Here is a 16,805-nt window from a genome sequence, read left to right as displayed (position 1 = left end):
GACGTCACGTTACGCGACGAAATTGTTGTTATTGGGTGGGGGGTATCAGCATGTTCTGCGGTTGTCTTTGATCTGACCCCTCAAAGAAGGGACATCGAGATCCAGCCTGGAACCGAAGAAATGCCATAGGCTAATTGAGCCAAGAGGTGAGGGAAGAGTCAATCGAAACAGGTGTGTATATACGCGATTTCCGCCACGTGGCCGGCGCAATTCCGCGCAAGCCTATGAAATCCGGAAATTTTCGCCCAAATAGACCCGGCGCACATTCTCGTTTTCGACCACCTCATCAGGCGTGCCGGACATTAGAACCTGACCATCGTGCAGAATATAAGCCCGGTCGACAATCTCCAGCGTTTCCCGCACGTTATGATCGGTGATCAACACACCTATACCGCGTTTCTTGAGATCGGCCACCAAATGCCGGATATCGCCAACGCTGATTGGATCAACACCTGCAAAAGGCTCGTCCAAAAGCAGGTATTTTGGATCAGCGGCAAGGCAGCGCGCAATCTCAACGCGGCGACGCTCGCCACCCGACAACGCAAGCGCCGGAGCCCGACGCAAATGCTCAATTGAGAAATCGGACAGCAGCTCTTCGAGCCGCTCTTTCCGCCGATGCGCATGCTTCACCGTAATGTCGAGCACCGCAGAAATGTTGTCTTCGACACTCATGCCACGAAAGATCGACATCTCTTGCGGAAGATATCCGATCCCCTTGCGCGCCCGGCGATACATCGGCAGGGTTGTGACATTCTGTCCGTCCAGCGTGACGGTTCCAGCTTCGGGGAAAACCAGACCAGCGACGGAATAAAACGTTGTTGTCTTGCCCGAGCCATTTGGTCCCAGCAGTGCGACCACCTCGGAACGATCCAGGGTCATTGTCACATCCCGGATCACGGTTTTCTTACGGTACGATTTCCGCAGCTTTTCGATGCGCAGACCGGATGATCCCTGGGCTACAGACAGTTTCGGCTGGCTCATCAATTTCCACCCGGCTGCAGGATCGTTTTGACTCGACCGGTCATGGTTGCGGTTCCCGATGTCAGGTTTGCCACCATCTCATCGCCGCTGATCGTGCTGGGTCCCTGGGTCAGCAGCACATTGCCCTTCATCACGATCACACCTGAGTCGATAGTGTATTCTGCCTGGTCTCCCTCCGCCGCATCGGGAGGGCTGACGAGAACTACATCTTCGGTGGCTTCCATTCGCTCAATCGCAGATCGATCTTCGTTGTAGATCACAAGTACGCGTTCAGCGGTCAGCCGCATCTCGCCCTGAACGACGATGACGTTGCCGGTGAACTCGGCCGATCCATCCTCTTGGTTCACGTTCAGCGTTTCAGAAGTCACCTCGACCGGCAGCGTGGGGTCGGCCTTGACTGATCCAAACGCAACCTGTGTTTCCTGCGCTGCAGCCGACAGCGCGCCAAACATCAGCGCAATGAAAAAAGGAATTACACGAAAATCAAACACAGGTTATCTTTCTGCTTTTTCCGGCTCATACACCAGCTTAACACCATCTGTAAAAAGAATATGGACGGGGCCGTCTTTTTTTTCTGTTCCGAATGTCATGCGCCCGGCGGTAAAATTCCCGATCGCCCCCGTTCCGTCGACCTGACCAGGCGTGCCGCCGCGAATCTCGTCAATCGATGTGTTCAGCAGATCAGTTGTGACCCGCATGCCGTCGGTTGTTGTGATGACCACATCCCCAACGAAGGTTGCGGTGCCTTGATCGGGCCTGATCGATCCCGAGTTTGAGTCCAGCGTAATCACCCCACCATTCAGCAATCCAAAACGTCCTCTGAACTCGCTCGCGGTCGGGAGATCGCCGTTTGTGCCCTGAGCGGCCTGATAGGCGTCAATCTGCACATCCTCTCCTTTGCGGGTCGTGCCCCGGTAATGGGGACGGGTCACCAACTGATCAGCGAGACGCGCATCGATATCCTGCTGCGAAAACGGAACCGAAACATTAGTCTCGATACTTCGCGACAACAGAAACACAGCGGACAGCAAAAGGATCGCTGCCAAAGGCAGCAAAACCTTAAAAAGCTGCACCATGCGCGAATAGCGGTCCACCTCAGCCTCCCGTCAGCCTAGTCCAACCCGCAGACAATCATGGATGTGCAACACGCCCAACACCTTGCCGGGATCAGCCGGATCAACCACAAAGAGCGAGGTGATCTTACGCTGGTTCATGATCGCCACCGCCTCTTCGGCCAGCGCATCTGGAGCGATAGTTGTAGGGCTGGCTGTCATGACATGCGCAGCGGAATGGTTCAGCAACCCGTCCATATGTCGCCGCAGGTCGCCATCGGTGATGATGCCGGACAGATGGCCCTGAGCATCGGTCACCCCGGCAACGCCAAACCCCTTCTGGCTGATTTCGATCAGCGCATCGCCCATTGCGGTTTCTTCAGACACGATAGGCAGTGCGTCACCGGAATGCATCAGATCCCGCACGGTGCTGAGCCTGGCCCCCAGTTTGCCGCCGGGATGAAAGGCTCTGAAATCTTCGGGTTTGAAATCACGATACTTCATCAGCGCGATTGCCAGCGCATCGCCCATCGCCAGCGTCAACGTCGTCGAGATGGACGGAACCATACCAAAACCACAAGCCTCGCCCAGCGCCGGGATCAGCAGATGCACATCGGCCTGTTTCATCAACGTGCTTTCGGGCTTGCTGGACAGGCCAATCAGCGGGATCGCAAACCGTCGCGTAAAGGCCAGCAGGTTGGCCAGTTCCGGCGCCTCACCCGAGTTTGAGATGGCCAGAACCACATCCCCTTTGGACACCATGCCCAGATCACCGTGGCTGGCCTCGGCCGGGTGCACAAAATATGCGGGCGTCCCGGTGCTGGCCAGTGTCGCCGCGATCTTGTGACCGATATGGCCTGATTTGCCGATACCGCTGATGATGATCCGGCCCGGGGCCTTCAGGATCATCTGAACGGCTTCGGCAAAATCCTCACCAAGGCTTTCGGCCAGCACATCCAGCGCGCGGGCCTCGTCGGTCACGACTTGCCTTGCTGTTTTGAGAAAGGATTCGTTGTCGGTCATGAGTGCGCAAAAATATCCGTTTCGGGCCAGCCTGCGAGGTCAAGCTTCGCACGCATCGGCAGGAAATCAAAACAGGCCTGCGCCATCTCGGTCCGGCCTTCCCGTTCCAGGCGTTTGTTCAGCTCATCGCGCAGACGATGCAGATAGAGAACATCGGATGCAGCATAATCCAGCTGCGCGTCAGTCAGGGTCTCTGCACCCCAATCGCTCATCTGTTGTTGTTTGGAAATATCGATGCCGATCAGCTCCTGACACAGGTTTTTCAGCCCGTGCCGGTCGGTATAGGTGCGCACCAGGCGGCTGGCGATCTTTGTGCAATAGACAGGGGCGGCCAGAGCGCCAAAGGCATGATACATCGCGGCAATATCAAAGCGGCCAAAATGGAACAGCTTCAGCACATCCGGGTTCTCCAGCATCGCGCACAGGTTTGGCGCTGCGTCCTGTCCCTTTTCCACCTGAACAATGTGGCTGTTGCCATCGCCACCTGACATCTGAATGACGCAGAGGCGGTCGCGATGGGGGTTCAGCCCCATGGTTTCACAATCGATGGCAACGATGGGGCCCAGATCCAGCCCATCCGGCAGATCGTTCTTATACAGGTGATTGGCCACAGAAACTTCCTTTGTGCGATATCGACCCCGAGATAGGAGGTTTAGCCTCTAAACTCAACGCTCTCGGTGTCAACCCGCCGATAGACCAGCGAAAATTGACTGCGCCGCATCGGGAGGGATAGGAATAAGCCATCGCAATGCAGTTGTGACCCATGCTGAGCATTCTGAAAAATCGCACCTATCGCCACCTACTTGCGGCGCAGGTCGTGGCGCTTACCGGAACCGGTCTGGCCACAATTGCGCTGGGGCTGCTGGCCTATGATCTGGCCGGAGACGCCGCCGGGTTGGTTCTGGGCACGGCGCTGACCATCAAGATGATCGCGTATGTCACCATCGCTCCGATCGCTGCCGCGTTTGCGGCGCGTCTGGACCGGCGCAGGATGCTGGTGGCGCTGGATCTGGTGCGCGCCGTCGTTGCCCTGTGCCTGCCTTTTGTGACTGAGGTCTGGCAGGTCTATGTTCTGATCTTTGTCCTACAATCCGCATCGGCTGGGTTTACTCCAGCATTTCAGGCCACCATCCCCGATGTCCTGACCGATGAGCAAGACTATACCAAGGCGCTGTCTCTGTCGCGCTTAGCATATGATATGGAAAGCCTGCTCAGCCCTATGCTGGCCGCCGCGCTACTTTTGCTGGTCAGTTTCGACAGCCTGTTTCTGGGCACGAGCCTGGGTTTTGTTGCCTCAGCCGTTTTGGTGGTATCAGTCGCCTTGCCCTCACCCAAACCAACCATACAGCGGGGGATATATGACAGCACAACGCGCGGACTGCGCATCTACCTTAGGACCCCGCGCCTACGTGGCCTGCTGGCGCTGAGCTGGGCGGCTGCCGCGCTCAGTTCGATGGTAATCGTAAATACGGTTGTGATTGTCCGCACGGATCTGGGATTATCCGAAAGCGCCGTTGCAATAGCCCTTGCAGGGTTCGGCGGAGGCTCGATGCTGGCGGCCTTTGCCCTACCGCGACTCCTGGACCGGATCACCGCGCGTCAGGTCATGCTGGCAGGCGCAACACTGGCAACAGCAGCTATGGCTTCCGCTGCCGCACTAGTGATATCCGGCCTTATGTCGCTGATGACGCTGACCTTGATCTGGGGCTGTGTAGGTTTCGGATACTCCGCCACTCTGACACCCTCGGGTCGCCTGCTCACCCGCTCAGCCCATGCCGAAGATCGCCCGGCGGTGTTCGCGGCACAATTCACGCTGTCTCATGCCTGCTGGCTGGTGTTGTACCCTTTGGCGGGCTGGCTGATGACTCGTTTTGGAGCCAGCGTAAGCCTGACAAGCATGGCACTTTTGGCGGTTCCCGGCATTCTTGTTGCGATGTCCCTCTGGCCCCGCGACGATGAGACGCCGATTGCGCATGACCATCCCGATCTTCCTCCGGATCATCCTCATCTTGCGGGTGCCTTGCCACATGCCCATCCAATCGTCGTCGATGATCTGCACCCGCGCTATCCGCATAAATCTTGAGCTTCGACCCGGAACTGCCCTACACCGGCAGAGCCCCACACAACCCGGAGATTTCATGGATCAGCTAGACCGTCGCATCATCGCCGCCCTGCAGCACAATGCCCGCGCTTCTACGACCCTAATTGCAGCAACTCTGGGTGTTGCCCGAACCACCGTCCATGAACGCATCAGCCGCATGGAAGAGCGGGGCGTGATAGCAGGCTATTCCGTGATCTTGCATCAGGCCGAAGACACACCAAAGGTTCAGGTGATCGTTCTGCTTGAGGTGCAGCAAAAGGAAACCAAGCGCATCATCCAACGGCTCGAAGCTTACCCCGAGGTCAAGCTGTGCCTGTCCATCAATGGGGACTTCGATCTGTTGCTGTCTGCCGAGGCGCCCCGGATCGACGATCTGGACATTCTCGTCGATGAGCTGGCCAAAATCCCCGGCGTCCTGCGCACCAATACCAGCGTTGTGTTCGGTCGCCGGATCGACAGAAGCTGAGCGCGCGATAACGCTCTGTAAACCGAAACCTGGCTAGCTTGACCGGAACTGATCAGAATCCCGGACCGGCAGAATGCCAGATTTCAAAACATCGATCCTCGTTTTGCTTGCGCCCGCCGTTGCGGCGCAGGCTGTTCTGGCCATGCCTGACACGCATGCCGATGGCATCTGTGACCGTGCGGCCCGACAGGCCGCGCGCGCCGAAGGGGTGCCACTTGACGTGCTCAGAGCGATTGCCCGGGTTGAAACCGGCCGCACCCGAAACGGCGCGCTGGAGCCCTGGCCCTGGACCGTCAATCTGGAAGGTCAGGGATATTGGTTCAACTCAGAGATCGAGGCCAAGTCTTACGTTTTCGACATCTTCAAATCGGGCAAACGCAGCTTTGATGTCGGCTGTTTTCAGATCAACTATCGTTGGCATGGCAAAGCGTTCCGGTCGATTGATGCCATGTTCAACCCGACCGAAAATGCAACCTATGCCGCGCGGTTCCTGAACCAGCTTTATGCCGAACTTGGATCATGGCCTGCAGCAGCCGGTGCCTATCACTCGCGCACTCAGGCACTCGCAGACAGATACTCGGAACGCTTCCAGCTTATGCTGGCCCGGATCGAGGGCGGCGATACAAGACAGATCGCGGGCGCTGAACGTGACCGGTTCATGGATGCAGCGCGCCCGTTGATCCCGCTGGACAGCCAACCCCGACAAAGCGTGCTGGGATCGCTGGTCCCTGCTGCCGGCACGGCCACCGCCTTTATCACCTTTAAGTAGGAGCTGCCTTTGCCCCGTATCGACGCGCGAACCCTGTTTTCCCCGACGGTGCTGCTGGCGCTGGCGCTGATGACGATCATCGTCATGATGATCCTGCCCATGCCAGCCTGGGTTCTGGATGTGGGTCTTGCCGCATCATTTGCCCTTGCCATCCTGATCTTTACCCTGACGCTGTTTATCGAGCGGCCTCTGGATTTTTCCTCCTTTCCGACGATCCTGCTGGCCTCGCTGATGCTGCGCCTGTCGCTGAATGTCTCATCCACAAAGCTGATCATCGGACAGGGTCATACGGGGCCAAGCGCGGCCGGTGACGTGATCGAGGGCTTTGCCCAATTCGTCATGGGCGGCAGTGTTTTCCTGGGACTGGTGGTGTTTGGCGTACTGCTGATTGTGAATTTCATGGTCATCACCAAAGGTGCCGCCCGGATGGCTGAGGTTGGCGCCCGGTTTGCGCTGGACGGGATGCCCGGCAAACAGCTGGCGATTGACAGCGATATGTCCGCAGGCGCAATCGACCATCAACAAGCCAAGGAACGGCGCGAGCGCGAACAGCAAGAGACGACATTTTTTGGCTCGCTGGACGGCGCATCGAAATTTGTCAAAGGCGACGCCGTCGCAGGGTTGCTGATCACATTGCTCAATCTGGTGATGGGCCTGATCATGGGGGTCATCGTCCATGGAATGCCGGTCGCGGCCGCCTTTGAAACCTATGCAATTCTAACGGTGGGCGACGGTCTGGTGTCGCAAATCCCAGCGGTGATTATCTCGATCGCATCCGCTCTGTTACTGGCTCGTGGCGGCACACAGGGTGCAACCGACAACGCAATCTTTTCGCAACTTGGCAAACACCCCGCCGCGCTGAGCACGGTTGCCGTTCTGATGGTTCTATTTGCCCTGGTTCCCGGCTTGCCGTTCTTGCCCTTTATTCTTGGGGCCACTGTGCTCGGCTACACCGCGTTCACGGTCTACAAAAAACAACAGGCAGAACAGGAAGCAGCGGAAATGCCAACCGCCGAGTCCGATACGCCCGCATCTCAGGCCATTGGCGACATTCTGGACCTTGATGATGTGCATCTCGAGTTTGCTCCGGATCTGGTCAGCATGGTTCTGAACCCCGGTACCGGGCTGGATGCGCGGATCGCAAACATGCGCACCTATGTTGCATCAAGCTTTGGCCTCATCCTGCCGGAAATACGCCTCACCGACCGCGCCGATCTGCCAATGGGCACCTATGTGATCCGCGTGCAAGGCGTAGAGCAGGCGCGCGGCGTTCTGAACCCCGATCTGGTTCTGGCGCTGGTACAGGACGGGCCTGACCTGCTGCCGGATGGCAACGACGTGACTGAACCGGTCTACGGCGCGCCTGCTCGCTGGATCCTGCCCAAGGATCAAGAGGCCGCCGCGATGAGCGGCGCCACCATTGTCACACCGCCCGAAATTCTGGCGACCCATCTGCTTGAGATCATCAAACAGAATTTCTCGCGCCTGCTAACGTTGAAATCTCTGCGCAAGTTGCTGTCGGAAATGACCCGCCTCAGCGATCCCGTGCGGGCCGAGGCCAATCGCAAACTGCTGGACGAACTGATCCCCGACAAAGTGCCGATCGACACGCTGCACGCGGTGCTGCGTCTGCTTTTGGATGAGCGGGTCTCGATCCGAAACATGGCGCTGATCCTGGAAAGCGTCGCCGAAGCAAGGTTGACGGCGACCCAGCCCGAGGCAATCTGCGAGCTTGTCCGACAGCGACTGGGCTTTCAGCTGGTCGCTGAGATGAAGCGTGAAGATGGCTCGATCCCCCTGATCCAGCTGGCGCCTGAATGGGAAGACACATTTGCAACCTATCAAATCGACGCGCCGGCCGCCGGACCAGATGTCGCGCTGCCGCCAAACCTGTTCAACAAGCTCGCCGATGGTGTCGTCAGCACGGTTGCACAATCTGCCGATAACGGGATGTTCCCTGCCGTGGTCACATCGACCCAACGGCGCAGGTTGCTGCGCACAATCATGCATGCGCGGGGAATTTCCAATCCGGTACTCTCTTTCGAAGAGATCGGGCTCGAGGCCCGCCCAGCGCTGGTCGGCACGGTACCTGCATGATCAATCTCCCACCAGACCTACTGCCGCAACTGGAGGAAAGTCTGTGGCATGTATTCGCGATTTTCTTGCGGGTTTCTGCGATGGTTTCCCTATTGCCGGCCTTTGGGGAACGCAGCATCCCGGTACGTGTAAAACTTGGGGTCGCGGTGGCATTTACCCTGATTGTGGCCCCGGCGTTGCCCTCCTCACATGCAATACCCGAATTCTGGCGCATGGTGACTCTGATCGGTACTGAGTTACTGATCGGGTTGGGTCTGGGCATGGGGCTGCGGCTTTTTGTTCTGGCGCTTCAGACGGCAGGGTCTATTGCCGCACAAGCCACGTCCCTGTCCCAGATCCTCGGCGGAGCGGCGGCCGAGCCCGTCCCGGCCATGGGATACCTGCTGACCATTGCAGGGTTGGCGCTGGCGACCGTGATGGGGCTGCATATCCGGGTGGCGCAGTTCATGATCCACAGCTACACGCTTTTTCCAGCGGGCACGGTCCCGGGCGCACCGGATCTGTCGCACTGGGGCGTCATGCAAATCGCGCAGAGCTTTGGCCTGGCCTTTGCGTTGGCCATGCCGTTTGTCATCGCATCGTTGATCTATAATCTGGCGCTTGGCGTCATCAACCGCGCCATGCCGCAGCTCATGGTCGCTTTTGTCGGCGCCCCCGCGATCACCTTTGCGGGCCTGTTTCTGCTTTTTGCCGGAACCCCGTTAATACTGTCCGTGTGGTCTGACGCGTTACTCGATTTCCTGCGAAACCCAATTGGTGGCCTCCGATGAGCAGTCAGGACGACGACAGCGACAAGTCATTCGAACCGACGCCGCAAAAGCTGCAAAAGGCGCGCGAGAAAGGCGAAATTGCCAAGTCCAACGACATATCCGTGGTGGCCGCCTATACCGGGTTGCTGATCGCAATGGTCACTGCAGGACCATATGCCGCCGAACGGCTCGGCACGTTGTTTGTGGTTCTGATTGATCAGTCCCATCAGATATCGCCCCTGCTGACGACCGGGCCGGCAGCGGCGCCTGTTGCCGGGCTGCTGACTGCCCTGGCACCGATCGCAATTCTGTTTGCCGTACCCGCAGCATCGGTACTGCTCAGCCTGCTGGCCCAGCGCGCGCTGGTTTTTGCGCCCAGCAAGCTCAAACCGCGTGCCTCGCGAATCTCAATTCCGTTCAACGCAAAGAACAAGTTCGGGCGGGGCGGTCTGTTCGAATTCGCAAAAAGCTTCGTCAAGCTGTTGATATACAGCATCTGTCTGGCGCTGTTCCTGCACGCCAACCTGGCCGAAATCGTTTCTGCATCGGCTGCGCCCGGTCGGATATCCATTCTTTCGATGATGACCCTGCTGATGCGGTTTCTGTTCATCGTCATCGCCATCGGATTGACCATCGGGGTCGTCGACTACACCTGGCAATACTTCGAACACCTGCGCAAGAACCGGATGTCGCGCAAAGAAATTCAGGACGAAACCAAAGATGCCGAGGGGGATCCCCATGTAAAGCAACAGCGCCGCCAGCGGGCGCAGGATATCGCCACCAATCAAATGATGGCCGATGTGCCCAAGGCGGACGTCGTGATTGTCAATCCAACGCATTACGCTGTGGCTCTGAAATGGTCGCGCGCCTCCGGGACCGCTCCGGTCTGTGTGGCCAAGGGCGTGGACGAGGTCGCAGCCTCAATTCGCAAGGCGGCCATCGAGGCTGGCGTGCCGCTTCATTCTGACCCGCCCACCGCCCGCGCGCTGCATGCGACGGTCGAGATCGGGCAGGAGATTGCAGAAGAACACTATCGTCCCGTCGCGGCGGCAATTCGGTTCGCCGAAGCGATGCGAAAGCGCGCAAAGGGTCAAATCGGATGAAGTTGAGCAAGCTGTCCGCCGTCACCGAGGCCGTATTTCAGCGCGAGTACCAAAAACTGCGCCCCGTATTGGATACCGAAGCCCGCATTCTCCACCAGCTTGCTAAGCTGGACACGCAGGTTTCCGAGGTTCGGGCGGATTGCCATCAAACGGAAGGGTACCGGGTGACCGGCTCCGACGTTTTATGGCGCGGGTGGGAGTCGGCAGCCCGCCGCCAGCTCAACATCGAACTGGCACGCGTACGGGCGCAAAAGATCGCCGCCATGGAGGATCTCAAACGCGCGTTCGGCAAGAAACAGGCGGTTTGCGATCTTGAAAAGACTCAGCAGCGCGAACTGCGGCACCGGCAACACCTGAAGCTGCGGGAGTGATCAAGCCCCGCAGTTTCGTCAGGTATCCTGCCGGCCGACACTCATTATCAGAACACGCGACACATCATCGCCTAGATCCTGTCGCGCAACTTCCAGCAACGCCTGGCGCAACGCTGCAAGGTTATCGGAATGGGTGAAATTTCCGTCGAACCCCCCCATATTCGCATGATCAAACAACACCTGAAGGAAGCTGTCGCGTAGCTTTGGTTCGATGGCATAAAATGCATCGGATATACCGGGGCGCGTTTCCAGGCTCACATTCATCGTCACAAGCGCAGATATTTCATCCTCTCCGACCACGGGGACGATAAAATGCTTGGTCATCTTCAGATACTCAAACGCCTCTGACTTATCGTTTTTGGCGGTTTCTTTATCTTCGACCTCTGCCTGTTTTTCGCCCGCCTCTTTCTGGTCATATGAGGATTTTTCATCGGTTGATGCCATCTCGTCATCAGGCTTGACGTCGTTTTTTGACGACAAGACGATTCCAACCCCCACGCCTGCGCCGACACCCGCCACAAGCAAACCCACAGGCAATAGTTTACCAATCATCCCGGCACCTCAGAACGGCAGCAATGTATCAAGAATCTGCTGCCCATAGCGGGGCTGCTGCACGTCGGTGATCTGCCCGCGACCGCCATAGGAAACCCGCGCCGAGGCAATCTTGTCATAGGTGATCTCGTTCTGGCGCGAGATGTCTTCGGGCCGCACATAGCCCGAGACAAGCAATTCCCGAAGTTCGAAATTCACGCGCAGTTCCTGCGTACCCGATATTGACAGGACACCATTGGGCAGCACGTCGATCACCGTTGCGGCAACCCGCAGGGTCAACTTCTCCTTGCGTTTGACCGATCCCTTGCCTTTGCTGACAGAAGCGGAATCAATCGACACCGCTTCATCTAAAGACGCACCATCGGGCAATTGATCCCCGACCCGCTGTGGCAGGCCAAACAAGTTGGGAACAGCAAGGCTCTCGGACCCGGCGCGGGACCGATTGGTATCATTGGTGATCTCGGCCTTTTCGTCCAGCTCGATCACCACTGTCATTATATCCCCTTTTTTCATGGCCCGCTGATCGCCCAGCAACGAGTTCTGGCCGCCACTCCAGAGTGACGACCCGTCTACGGCGCGCTGCGACTGAGTATGCAGGGGTAATCCGGGCCACAACATCGCCACGTGTTCAGGTGAATCGGTATTTGGTGTCAAGCTGGGAGGCTTGCCCAGATGATCCATACGGCCACAGGCCGAAACGGCCAGAACGGCCAGTGTGAGAGATGTTAAAATACGCATGATCAGTTCACCTCGATTTGCCCGTCCAGCCGGATGCGGCCAGTCACTGTGGTTCGGGAGGAAAGATTCATAACGCGGATTCGGTCCCCGACAGCACCGCGCCCCAGAGCCCGCCCCTCGGTGCTGATGGACAAGGCCGCCCCGCCAAAGACCAGGGTCACCAAATCATTGCGGTCAATGATGGCCGGCGGCCCCACATCCGCAGCCCGGATGGGTCGACCGGGATACAGAGCAACCCGAGCCTCTTGTCCGATCAGAACATCCGGATCGGACACTGCCCCGTCGACATCAAGCGCTTTGATCTCAAGATCCGAGGCGGCAATCACTTCTTTGGCGCGGATGGTTCGGGCCGAGACAACGATGTCAGCCTGCGCAGACAAGGGGCCTGACAAGGCTATGATCAGGGTCAGAACTCGCATCATCGGACCTGCGTCGTGGCGCCCATCATCTGGTCGACGGCTGAGATGACCTTGGAGTTCATTTCATAGCCGCGCTGCGCCTCGATCAGCTCAGTCAGTTCGCGTACGGCATCGACCGAGCTGTCCTCCAGGTACCCCTGTCGCAACGTGCCCATGCCGTCTTCGCCCGGCGTGCCGACGACGGGCGCGCCGGAGGCTTCGGTTTCCTTGAACAGGTTACTGCCGACGGCCTCCAGCCCCTTGGCATTCGAGAAACTCGCAAGCGTCAGTTCGCCCAGCAACTGCCCCTCTGCCGTGTCATCGAAATAGGCGTAAACCTCACCCGAGGCATTAATCGATATGGATCGCGCGTCATCAGGAATCGTGATCTCAGGCGCGACGGCATATCCGTCCGACGTCACGATGAGACCTTCGGCTGAACGCTTCAGGCTGCCATCGCGCGTATAGCCAGACTGCCCGCTGGGCAGGGTGACCTCAAGATATCCGCGCCCCTCGATGGCAACGTCCAGATCATTACCAGTGGCCGACAACGCCCCTTGCGCCAGTTGCACGGTCACAGCCGCCGGCCGGACGCCCAGCCCAAGCTGGATACCTGTTGGCAGGACAGTCCCGTCATTGGCATTCACGGTCCCGGCACGCGACATCTGCTGATAATGCAAATCCGCAAATTCCGCGCGCCGTGCGTTATAGCCCGTGGTACTCATATTCGCGAGGTTGTTCGAGATCGTCTCGACTCGCATCTGCTGCGCCGTCATACCTGTTGCCGCAATTTTCAAAGCCCGCATGTCAAATACTCCTTCCTAGTCGGATCAACGCATCAGCGCCTTAAGCGCGCCACGCACCCGTTCATCTTCGGATTCCAAAAAACTCTGCCCCAGCTCATAAGCGCGCTGAATCTCGACCAGTCGCGTGACCTGATCTATGGCGTTGACGTTCGACCCTTCAAGAAAACGATGCAAAACAACAGGTTGCTCGACCGGGTCAATCGCTCCCTCAGAGCGGAAAAATGTGCCGCCCTCGCGCACAAGCTCTTTGGGGTCTGCCACGTTATAGACACCGATCTGACCCAACAACTGGCCATTCACGCTCAGCGTACCATCCCCGCCCACATCAATTGAGGCTGCATCCGGAGGGATGAAAACCGGGGCGCCATTGCTGTCGAGAACCCGAAACCCATCCATCGTCACCAGATCCCCTTCGGCGTTAGGGGAGAAGCTGCCTGCGCGCGACAGACGGTTGCCGTCGGGCGTTTCGATCATAAAAAAACCATCACCTTCGATCGCAAAGTCAAACTGCCCGCCGGTTTCGGTCAACAAGCCCTGCTGGAACGATGTATTGCGCGCCTCGGCCCGGCTCATGGACAGAGACGGATTATCGGCCATGTGCTGCACAAATTCGGAAAACACCAAACCCTGCTGCCGATAGCCTGTCGTATTCGCATTGGCGATATTGTTGGCCACCAACCGCATCTCATTGATAAGACCGGATTGACGGGACAAGGTGACGTAAGCGGTATCCATCAGCGCCCTCCTGCAATAAGCGGAACGATTGTTGAGGTAAAAAACGTAACCAGGGTCTGGGTCATGAAGCCCATGGAAATCCAGAACACGATCACAATTGCGATCAGCTTGGGAACGAAGGTCAGCGTCATCTCCTGCACCGAGGTTAGCGCCTGAAACAGACCCACAACCAACCCTGAAACCAGTGCAACCGCCAGGATCGGAACCGAGGTGATAACCGCGACCCACAAGGCCTGGCGCACGATGTCATAGAACAGACCTTCGCTCAGCATCGCTCAGACCGGCATCCGCAGGATTTCCTGATAGGCCTCGACCACCTTGTTGCGTACGATTACGGCCGTTTCGACGGCAAGCTCGGTCTGCGCCAGAGCCTGTACCAGCGCGTGCGGATCTGCCTGACCCACCATCGAGGCCCCGGCCATCTGTTCGCTGTGCTTCAGCGTCGCGGCAAAATCCTGAAAGGTTGCGCGCAACCCCTGTGCCGCGCCGCCGTGATCGGGATCGGCTTGCGTTGCCGGGCGTGCAAAAGCATAGCTCTGGGCGGCGTTTATTGATTGGACATCCATTCTGGCGTTCCTTTATTTGCGTAACAATTCCATGAGAGACGACGACATCTGTCGCGTCTGGTCGAACATTTTGAGGTTTGCCTCATAGCTGCGCTGCGCCTCGCGCGCGTCAGCGATCTCGATCATCAGGTCGACATTCGATCCGCGAAAATGACCCGTATCATCCGCCATTGGATGACTGGGATCGTAGATGCGGCTCAGCTCGCGCCGGTCCAGCTTGACCCGACCGGTCTGCACCATCTGCCGGCCATCCTGCTCGATCGTTTCGAACGGCACTGTCTTGCGCCGATAGCCGGGCGTGTCCGCGTTCGAGATGTTTTCGGATACATGCCGCAATCTGGCCGCCTGCGCACGCAGCGCACTGGCCGAGGCACTGAGGGAGTGAGAAAAATCGCTCATATCGCTCCCCTCGCTCAGGCGCGGCCAAGACTGGTGCGCAGAATGCCGATCGACGACCGGTAGATGGCCAGCGCGCGGTCATGCTGTCGTTTGACCTCAACTGCTTTCAGCATTTCTTCCTCCAGCGACACACCGTTGCCATTCGGGTCAGAGGACGCATTTGCATTATGCTCGGCCCAGCTGTGTCCAGAGGTCGCGCTCCCATGCAGGTGACCCGCTCGGGTTGCCGCCATTGTCGTCTGACGATCCGCGTTTTCGAAAACTGTTTGAAAGGCCTCAATATCGCGCGGCTGGTATCCGGGCGTATCAGCATTGGCCATGTTGCGCGAAATAACAGCCTGCCGTTGTCCGGCGTGGGTTGCCATTGCGTACGCTGTCTTAAAGACGTTCAGGTCAGAGAACATCGGGGCTTCTCCCTCGATCAATTTCAATCAAGGCTTAACCCCGATTCCTTTAAAAACCGTTTTCAGAAACTATCGAGGAGTCCCATCATGCCCGTTCTTGAGCCGATGCTTCTGAAACACGAATTCGACCGGCAGTCGGCCATTCGGCATATCGGCCTTGTCATGGGTGTCGCAGACGGAGTGATTGAGGTGAGCGGCCTGACGGAACAGGCGCGGATCGGGGATCACCTGACGCTCGAACGCCGCACGGGACCCGATCTTGCCGGTGAGGTGCTGCACGTGGGGTCCGGTCACACTCATATGCTGCCAGCGGCGGCGCCCGACGGGGTCAGCCTTGGCGACCGGATTTATCTTGAGCAATCGCCCGCATTTGCGCCAGGGATGCACTGGCTGGGCCGAATCATCGATCCTTTTGGCAAGCCACTCGACGGCAAACCACTTTTGGCCGGAGAAGCGCCCCGCGACATTATGCAGGCACCACCGCCCGCCGTGGCCCGCAAGCCTTTGGGCGCGCGCATGGCAACCGGGCTGGCCATTCTCAACACGCTGCTGCCGATTGTTCAAGGCCAGCGCGTCGGGCTGTTCGCCGGATCCGGTGTCGGAAAATCGAGCCTTCTGGCCACGCTCGCCCGTTCAATGCAGGCTGACGCGGTTGTCGTGGCCCTGATTGGCGAACGTGGGCGCGAGGTGAACGAGTTTGTGCAAACGGCCCTGGGTCCGGATGCAATGAAGCGTACCGTCGTTGTCGCGGCAACGTCGGACCAATCCGCGCTGGCGCGTCGGCGCTGCGCTTGGTCGGCAATGTCTGTTGCCGAGTTTCTGCGCGATCAGGGGCTGAATGTTCTGTTCCTCGCAGATTCAGTCACGCGATTTGCCGAAGCACATCGTGAAATCGCCGTAGCTATGGGCGAATCGCTCTCGCTGCGCGGGTTTCCTCCGTCGGTGACACCCCTTATTGCCAATCTTTGCGAACGGGCGGGGCCGGGGCGGGCCGACCAGGGTGACATTACCGCCGTCTTCAGCGTGCTGGTCGCCGGATCGGATATGGATGAGCCGGTTGCCGATATTCTGCGCGGCGTTCTGGATGGTCACGTCGTTCTCAGCCGCGACATTGCGGAACGCGGACGCTATCCCGCCATCGACCTCAGCCGATCCGTATCCCGCAGCCTGCCGGGCGCCGCCACAGAAGACGAGAATCAATTGATTTCCGAGACGCGGAAACTGGTCGGCAGCTATGAGCAATCCGAGGTCATGATCAAGGCAGGCCTTTATGCCGAAGGCTCAGACCCGGTGCTGGATCAGGCAGTGCGGGTTCACGCCGAGCTGGACAGTTTCTTTGCCAGAACTGATGCAACCGGAATCGAAGACAGCTTTAACCGGCTGTCGCTGATCCTCCGCCGGGCCTCAGCCGGTTTGCCCCGCTGATCGGTGACAACGGATTTCATAACAGTTTTAAGTGTTAAGCCCGCTTTAAGACCTGCGCTGCTACCCCTTT

Annotated in this window: 22 protein-coding genes; 8 read left to right on the top strand and 14 right to left on the bottom strand. The window is 58.3% G+C overall.

Annotated elements, in window-relative coordinates; translation table 11 throughout:
• Window positions 1-222: 222 nt before the first annotated feature.
• Genes lptB through ACR0I7_RS13840 form a run of 5 tightly spaced genes read right to left on the bottom strand, consistent with a single transcriptional unit; the run spans window position 223 to window position 3,667 of the window.
• Window positions 223-981 (bottom strand): LPS export ABC transporter ATP-binding protein, encoded by a 759-nt coding sequence (gene lptB / locus ACR0I7_RS13860; RefSeq protein ID WP_480511980.1) that lies wholly within the window; start codon window positions 979-981, stop codon window positions 223-225.
• Window positions 981-1,433: an LptA/OstA family protein gene (locus ACR0I7_RS13855; protein ID WP_480511978.1), complete on the bottom strand. Its 453-nt coding sequence runs from the start codon at window positions 1,431-1,433 to the stop codon at window positions 981-983. Before ACR0I7_RS13855 ends, lptB begins: the two co-directional genes overlap by 1 nt.
• A 42-nt stretch (window positions 1,434-1,475) precedes the next feature.
• Entirely contained in the window at window positions 1,476-2,075 is a 600-nt protein-coding gene (gene lptC, locus ACR0I7_RS13850) for an LPS export ABC transporter periplasmic protein LptC (RefSeq protein ID WP_480511976.1), read from the bottom strand.
• Between the two features lie 12 nt (window positions 2,076-2,087).
• Window positions 2,088-3,056 carry a KpsF/GutQ family sugar-phosphate isomerase gene (locus ACR0I7_RS13845; RefSeq protein WP_480511974.1) on the bottom strand — a complete coding sequence of 323 codons (969 nt, stop codon included), beginning with the start codon at window positions 3,054-3,056 and terminating at the stop codon, window positions 2,088-2,090.
• Window positions 3,053-3,667 (bottom strand): ribonuclease D, encoded by a 615-nt coding sequence (locus ACR0I7_RS13840; RefSeq protein ID WP_480511973.1) that lies wholly within the window; start codon window positions 3,665-3,667, stop codon window positions 3,053-3,055. Before ACR0I7_RS13840 ends, ACR0I7_RS13845 begins: the two co-directional genes overlap by 4 nt.
• Window positions 3,668-3,819: 152 nt before the next feature.
• Between ACR0I7_RS13840 and ACR0I7_RS13835 the strand changes: the two genes are divergently transcribed.
• The 7 genes from ACR0I7_RS13835 (at window position 3,820) to ACR0I7_RS13805 (ending at window position 10,712) form a co-directional block, all read left to right on the top strand.
• Window positions 3,820-5,139 carry an MFS transporter gene (locus tag ACR0I7_RS13835; protein ID WP_480511971.1) on the top strand — a complete coding sequence of 440 codons (1,320 nt, stop codon included), beginning with the start codon at window positions 3,820-3,822 and terminating at the stop codon, window positions 5,137-5,139.
• A 55-nt stretch (window positions 5,140-5,194) separates the two neighbouring features.
• The gene (locus ACR0I7_RS13830) at window positions 5,195-5,623 is read left to right on the top strand and encodes an Lrp/AsnC family transcriptional regulator (RefSeq protein WP_480511969.1); all 429 of its coding nucleotides are present in this window, start codon (window positions 5,195-5,197) and stop codon (window positions 5,621-5,623) included.
• Between the two features lie 73 nt (window positions 5,624-5,696).
• Window positions 5,697-6,392, top strand: a complete 696-nt coding sequence (locus ACR0I7_RS13825) for a transglycosylase SLT domain-containing protein (protein WP_480511967.1) — start codon at window positions 5,697-5,699, stop codon at window positions 6,390-6,392.
• A gap of 9 nt (window positions 6,393-6,401) precedes the next feature.
• Window positions 6,402-8,489 carry a flagellar biosynthesis protein FlhA gene (flhA, locus tag ACR0I7_RS13820; protein WP_480511965.1) on the top strand — a complete coding sequence of 696 codons (2,088 nt, stop codon included), beginning with the start codon at window positions 6,402-6,404 and terminating at the stop codon, window positions 8,487-8,489.
• Window positions 8,486-9,259: a flagellar biosynthetic protein FliR gene (locus ACR0I7_RS13815; protein WP_480511963.1), complete on the top strand. Its 774-nt coding sequence runs from the start codon at window positions 8,486-8,488 to the stop codon at window positions 9,257-9,259. The genes flhA and ACR0I7_RS13815 overlap by 4 nt, the downstream gene beginning before the upstream one ends.
• Window positions 9,256-10,341 (top strand): flagellar type III secretion system protein FlhB, encoded by a 1,086-nt coding sequence (gene flhB, locus ACR0I7_RS13810; RefSeq protein ID WP_480511961.1) that lies wholly within the window; start codon window positions 9,256-9,258, stop codon window positions 10,339-10,341. The genes ACR0I7_RS13815 and flhB overlap by 4 nt, the downstream gene beginning before the upstream one ends.
• Window positions 10,338-10,712: a hypothetical protein gene (locus tag ACR0I7_RS13805; RefSeq protein WP_480511959.1), complete on the top strand. Its 375-nt coding sequence runs from the start codon at window positions 10,338-10,340 to the stop codon at window positions 10,710-10,712. The genes flhB and ACR0I7_RS13805 overlap by 4 nt, the downstream gene beginning before the upstream one ends.
• An 18-nt stretch (window positions 10,713-10,730) precedes the next feature.
• Here ACR0I7_RS13805 and ACR0I7_RS13800 read toward each other — a convergent pair whose 3' ends face one another.
• Genes ACR0I7_RS13800 through ACR0I7_RS13760 form a run of 9 tightly spaced genes read right to left on the bottom strand, consistent with a single transcriptional unit; the run spans window position 10,731 to window position 15,310 of the window.
• The gene (locus ACR0I7_RS13800; RefSeq protein ID WP_480511957.1) at window positions 10,731-11,264 is read right to left on the bottom strand and encodes a flagellar basal body-associated FliL family protein; all 534 of its coding nucleotides are present in this window, start codon (window positions 11,262-11,264) and stop codon (window positions 10,731-10,733) included.
• Between the two features lie 9 nt (window positions 11,265-11,273).
• Window positions 11,274-12,002: a flagellar basal body L-ring protein FlgH gene (gene flgH, locus ACR0I7_RS13795; RefSeq protein WP_480511955.1), complete on the bottom strand. Its 729-nt coding sequence runs from the start codon at window positions 12,000-12,002 to the stop codon at window positions 11,274-11,276.
• A 2-nt stretch (window positions 12,003-12,004) separates the two neighbouring features.
• Entirely contained in the window at window positions 12,005-12,421 is a 417-nt protein-coding gene (flgA, locus tag ACR0I7_RS13790) for a flagellar basal body P-ring formation chaperone FlgA (protein ID WP_480511953.1), read from the bottom strand.
• Complete coding sequence (flgG, locus tag ACR0I7_RS13785; protein ID WP_480511952.1) at window positions 12,421-13,206, bottom strand: flagellar basal-body rod protein FlgG; 786 nt, start codon at window positions 13,204-13,206, stop codon at window positions 12,421-12,423. The genes flgA and flgG overlap by 1 nt, the downstream gene beginning before the upstream one ends.
• Before the next feature lie 24 nt (window positions 13,207-13,230).
• Window positions 13,231-13,941 carry a flagellar hook-basal body complex protein gene (locus ACR0I7_RS13780; protein WP_480511950.1) on the bottom strand — a complete coding sequence of 237 codons (711 nt, stop codon included), beginning with the start codon at window positions 13,939-13,941 and terminating at the stop codon, window positions 13,231-13,233.
• The gene (locus tag ACR0I7_RS13775; protein ID WP_480511948.1) at window positions 13,941-14,213 is read right to left on the bottom strand and encodes a flagellar biosynthetic protein FliQ; all 273 of its coding nucleotides are present in this window, start codon (window positions 14,211-14,213) and stop codon (window positions 13,941-13,943) included. Before ACR0I7_RS13775 ends, ACR0I7_RS13780 begins: the two co-directional genes overlap by 1 nt.
• A gap of 3 nt (window positions 14,214-14,216) precedes the next feature.
• A complete protein-coding gene (gene fliE / locus ACR0I7_RS13770) occupies window positions 14,217-14,507 on the bottom strand; it encodes a flagellar hook-basal body complex protein FliE (protein WP_480511946.1) in 291 nt (96 codons plus the stop codon).
• 12 nt (window positions 14,508-14,519) lie between these two features.
• Window positions 14,520-14,906: a flagellar basal body rod protein FlgC gene (gene flgC / locus ACR0I7_RS13765; protein WP_480511944.1), complete on the bottom strand. Its 387-nt coding sequence runs from the start codon at window positions 14,904-14,906 to the stop codon at window positions 14,520-14,522.
• 14 nt (window positions 14,907-14,920) lie between these two features.
• Window positions 14,921-15,310, bottom strand: coding sequence for a FlgB family protein (locus ACR0I7_RS13760; protein ID WP_480512135.1), 390 nt, complete (start codon window positions 15,308-15,310; stop codon window positions 14,921-14,923).
• A 105-nt stretch (window positions 15,311-15,415) separates the two neighbouring features.
• On the opposite strand from ACR0I7_RS13760, the gene ACR0I7_RS13755 reads away from it, so the two are divergent.
• Window positions 15,416-16,735, top strand: a complete 1,320-nt coding sequence (locus ACR0I7_RS13755) for a FliI/YscN family ATPase (RefSeq protein ID WP_480512133.1) — start codon at window positions 15,416-15,418, stop codon at window positions 16,733-16,735.
• Window positions 16,736-16,805: the final 70 nt, after the last annotated feature.

It is taken from the genome of Ruegeria sp. AM1, from assembly GCF_056540745.1.
This window is presented reverse-complemented; position numbering and strand designations above follow the sequence as displayed.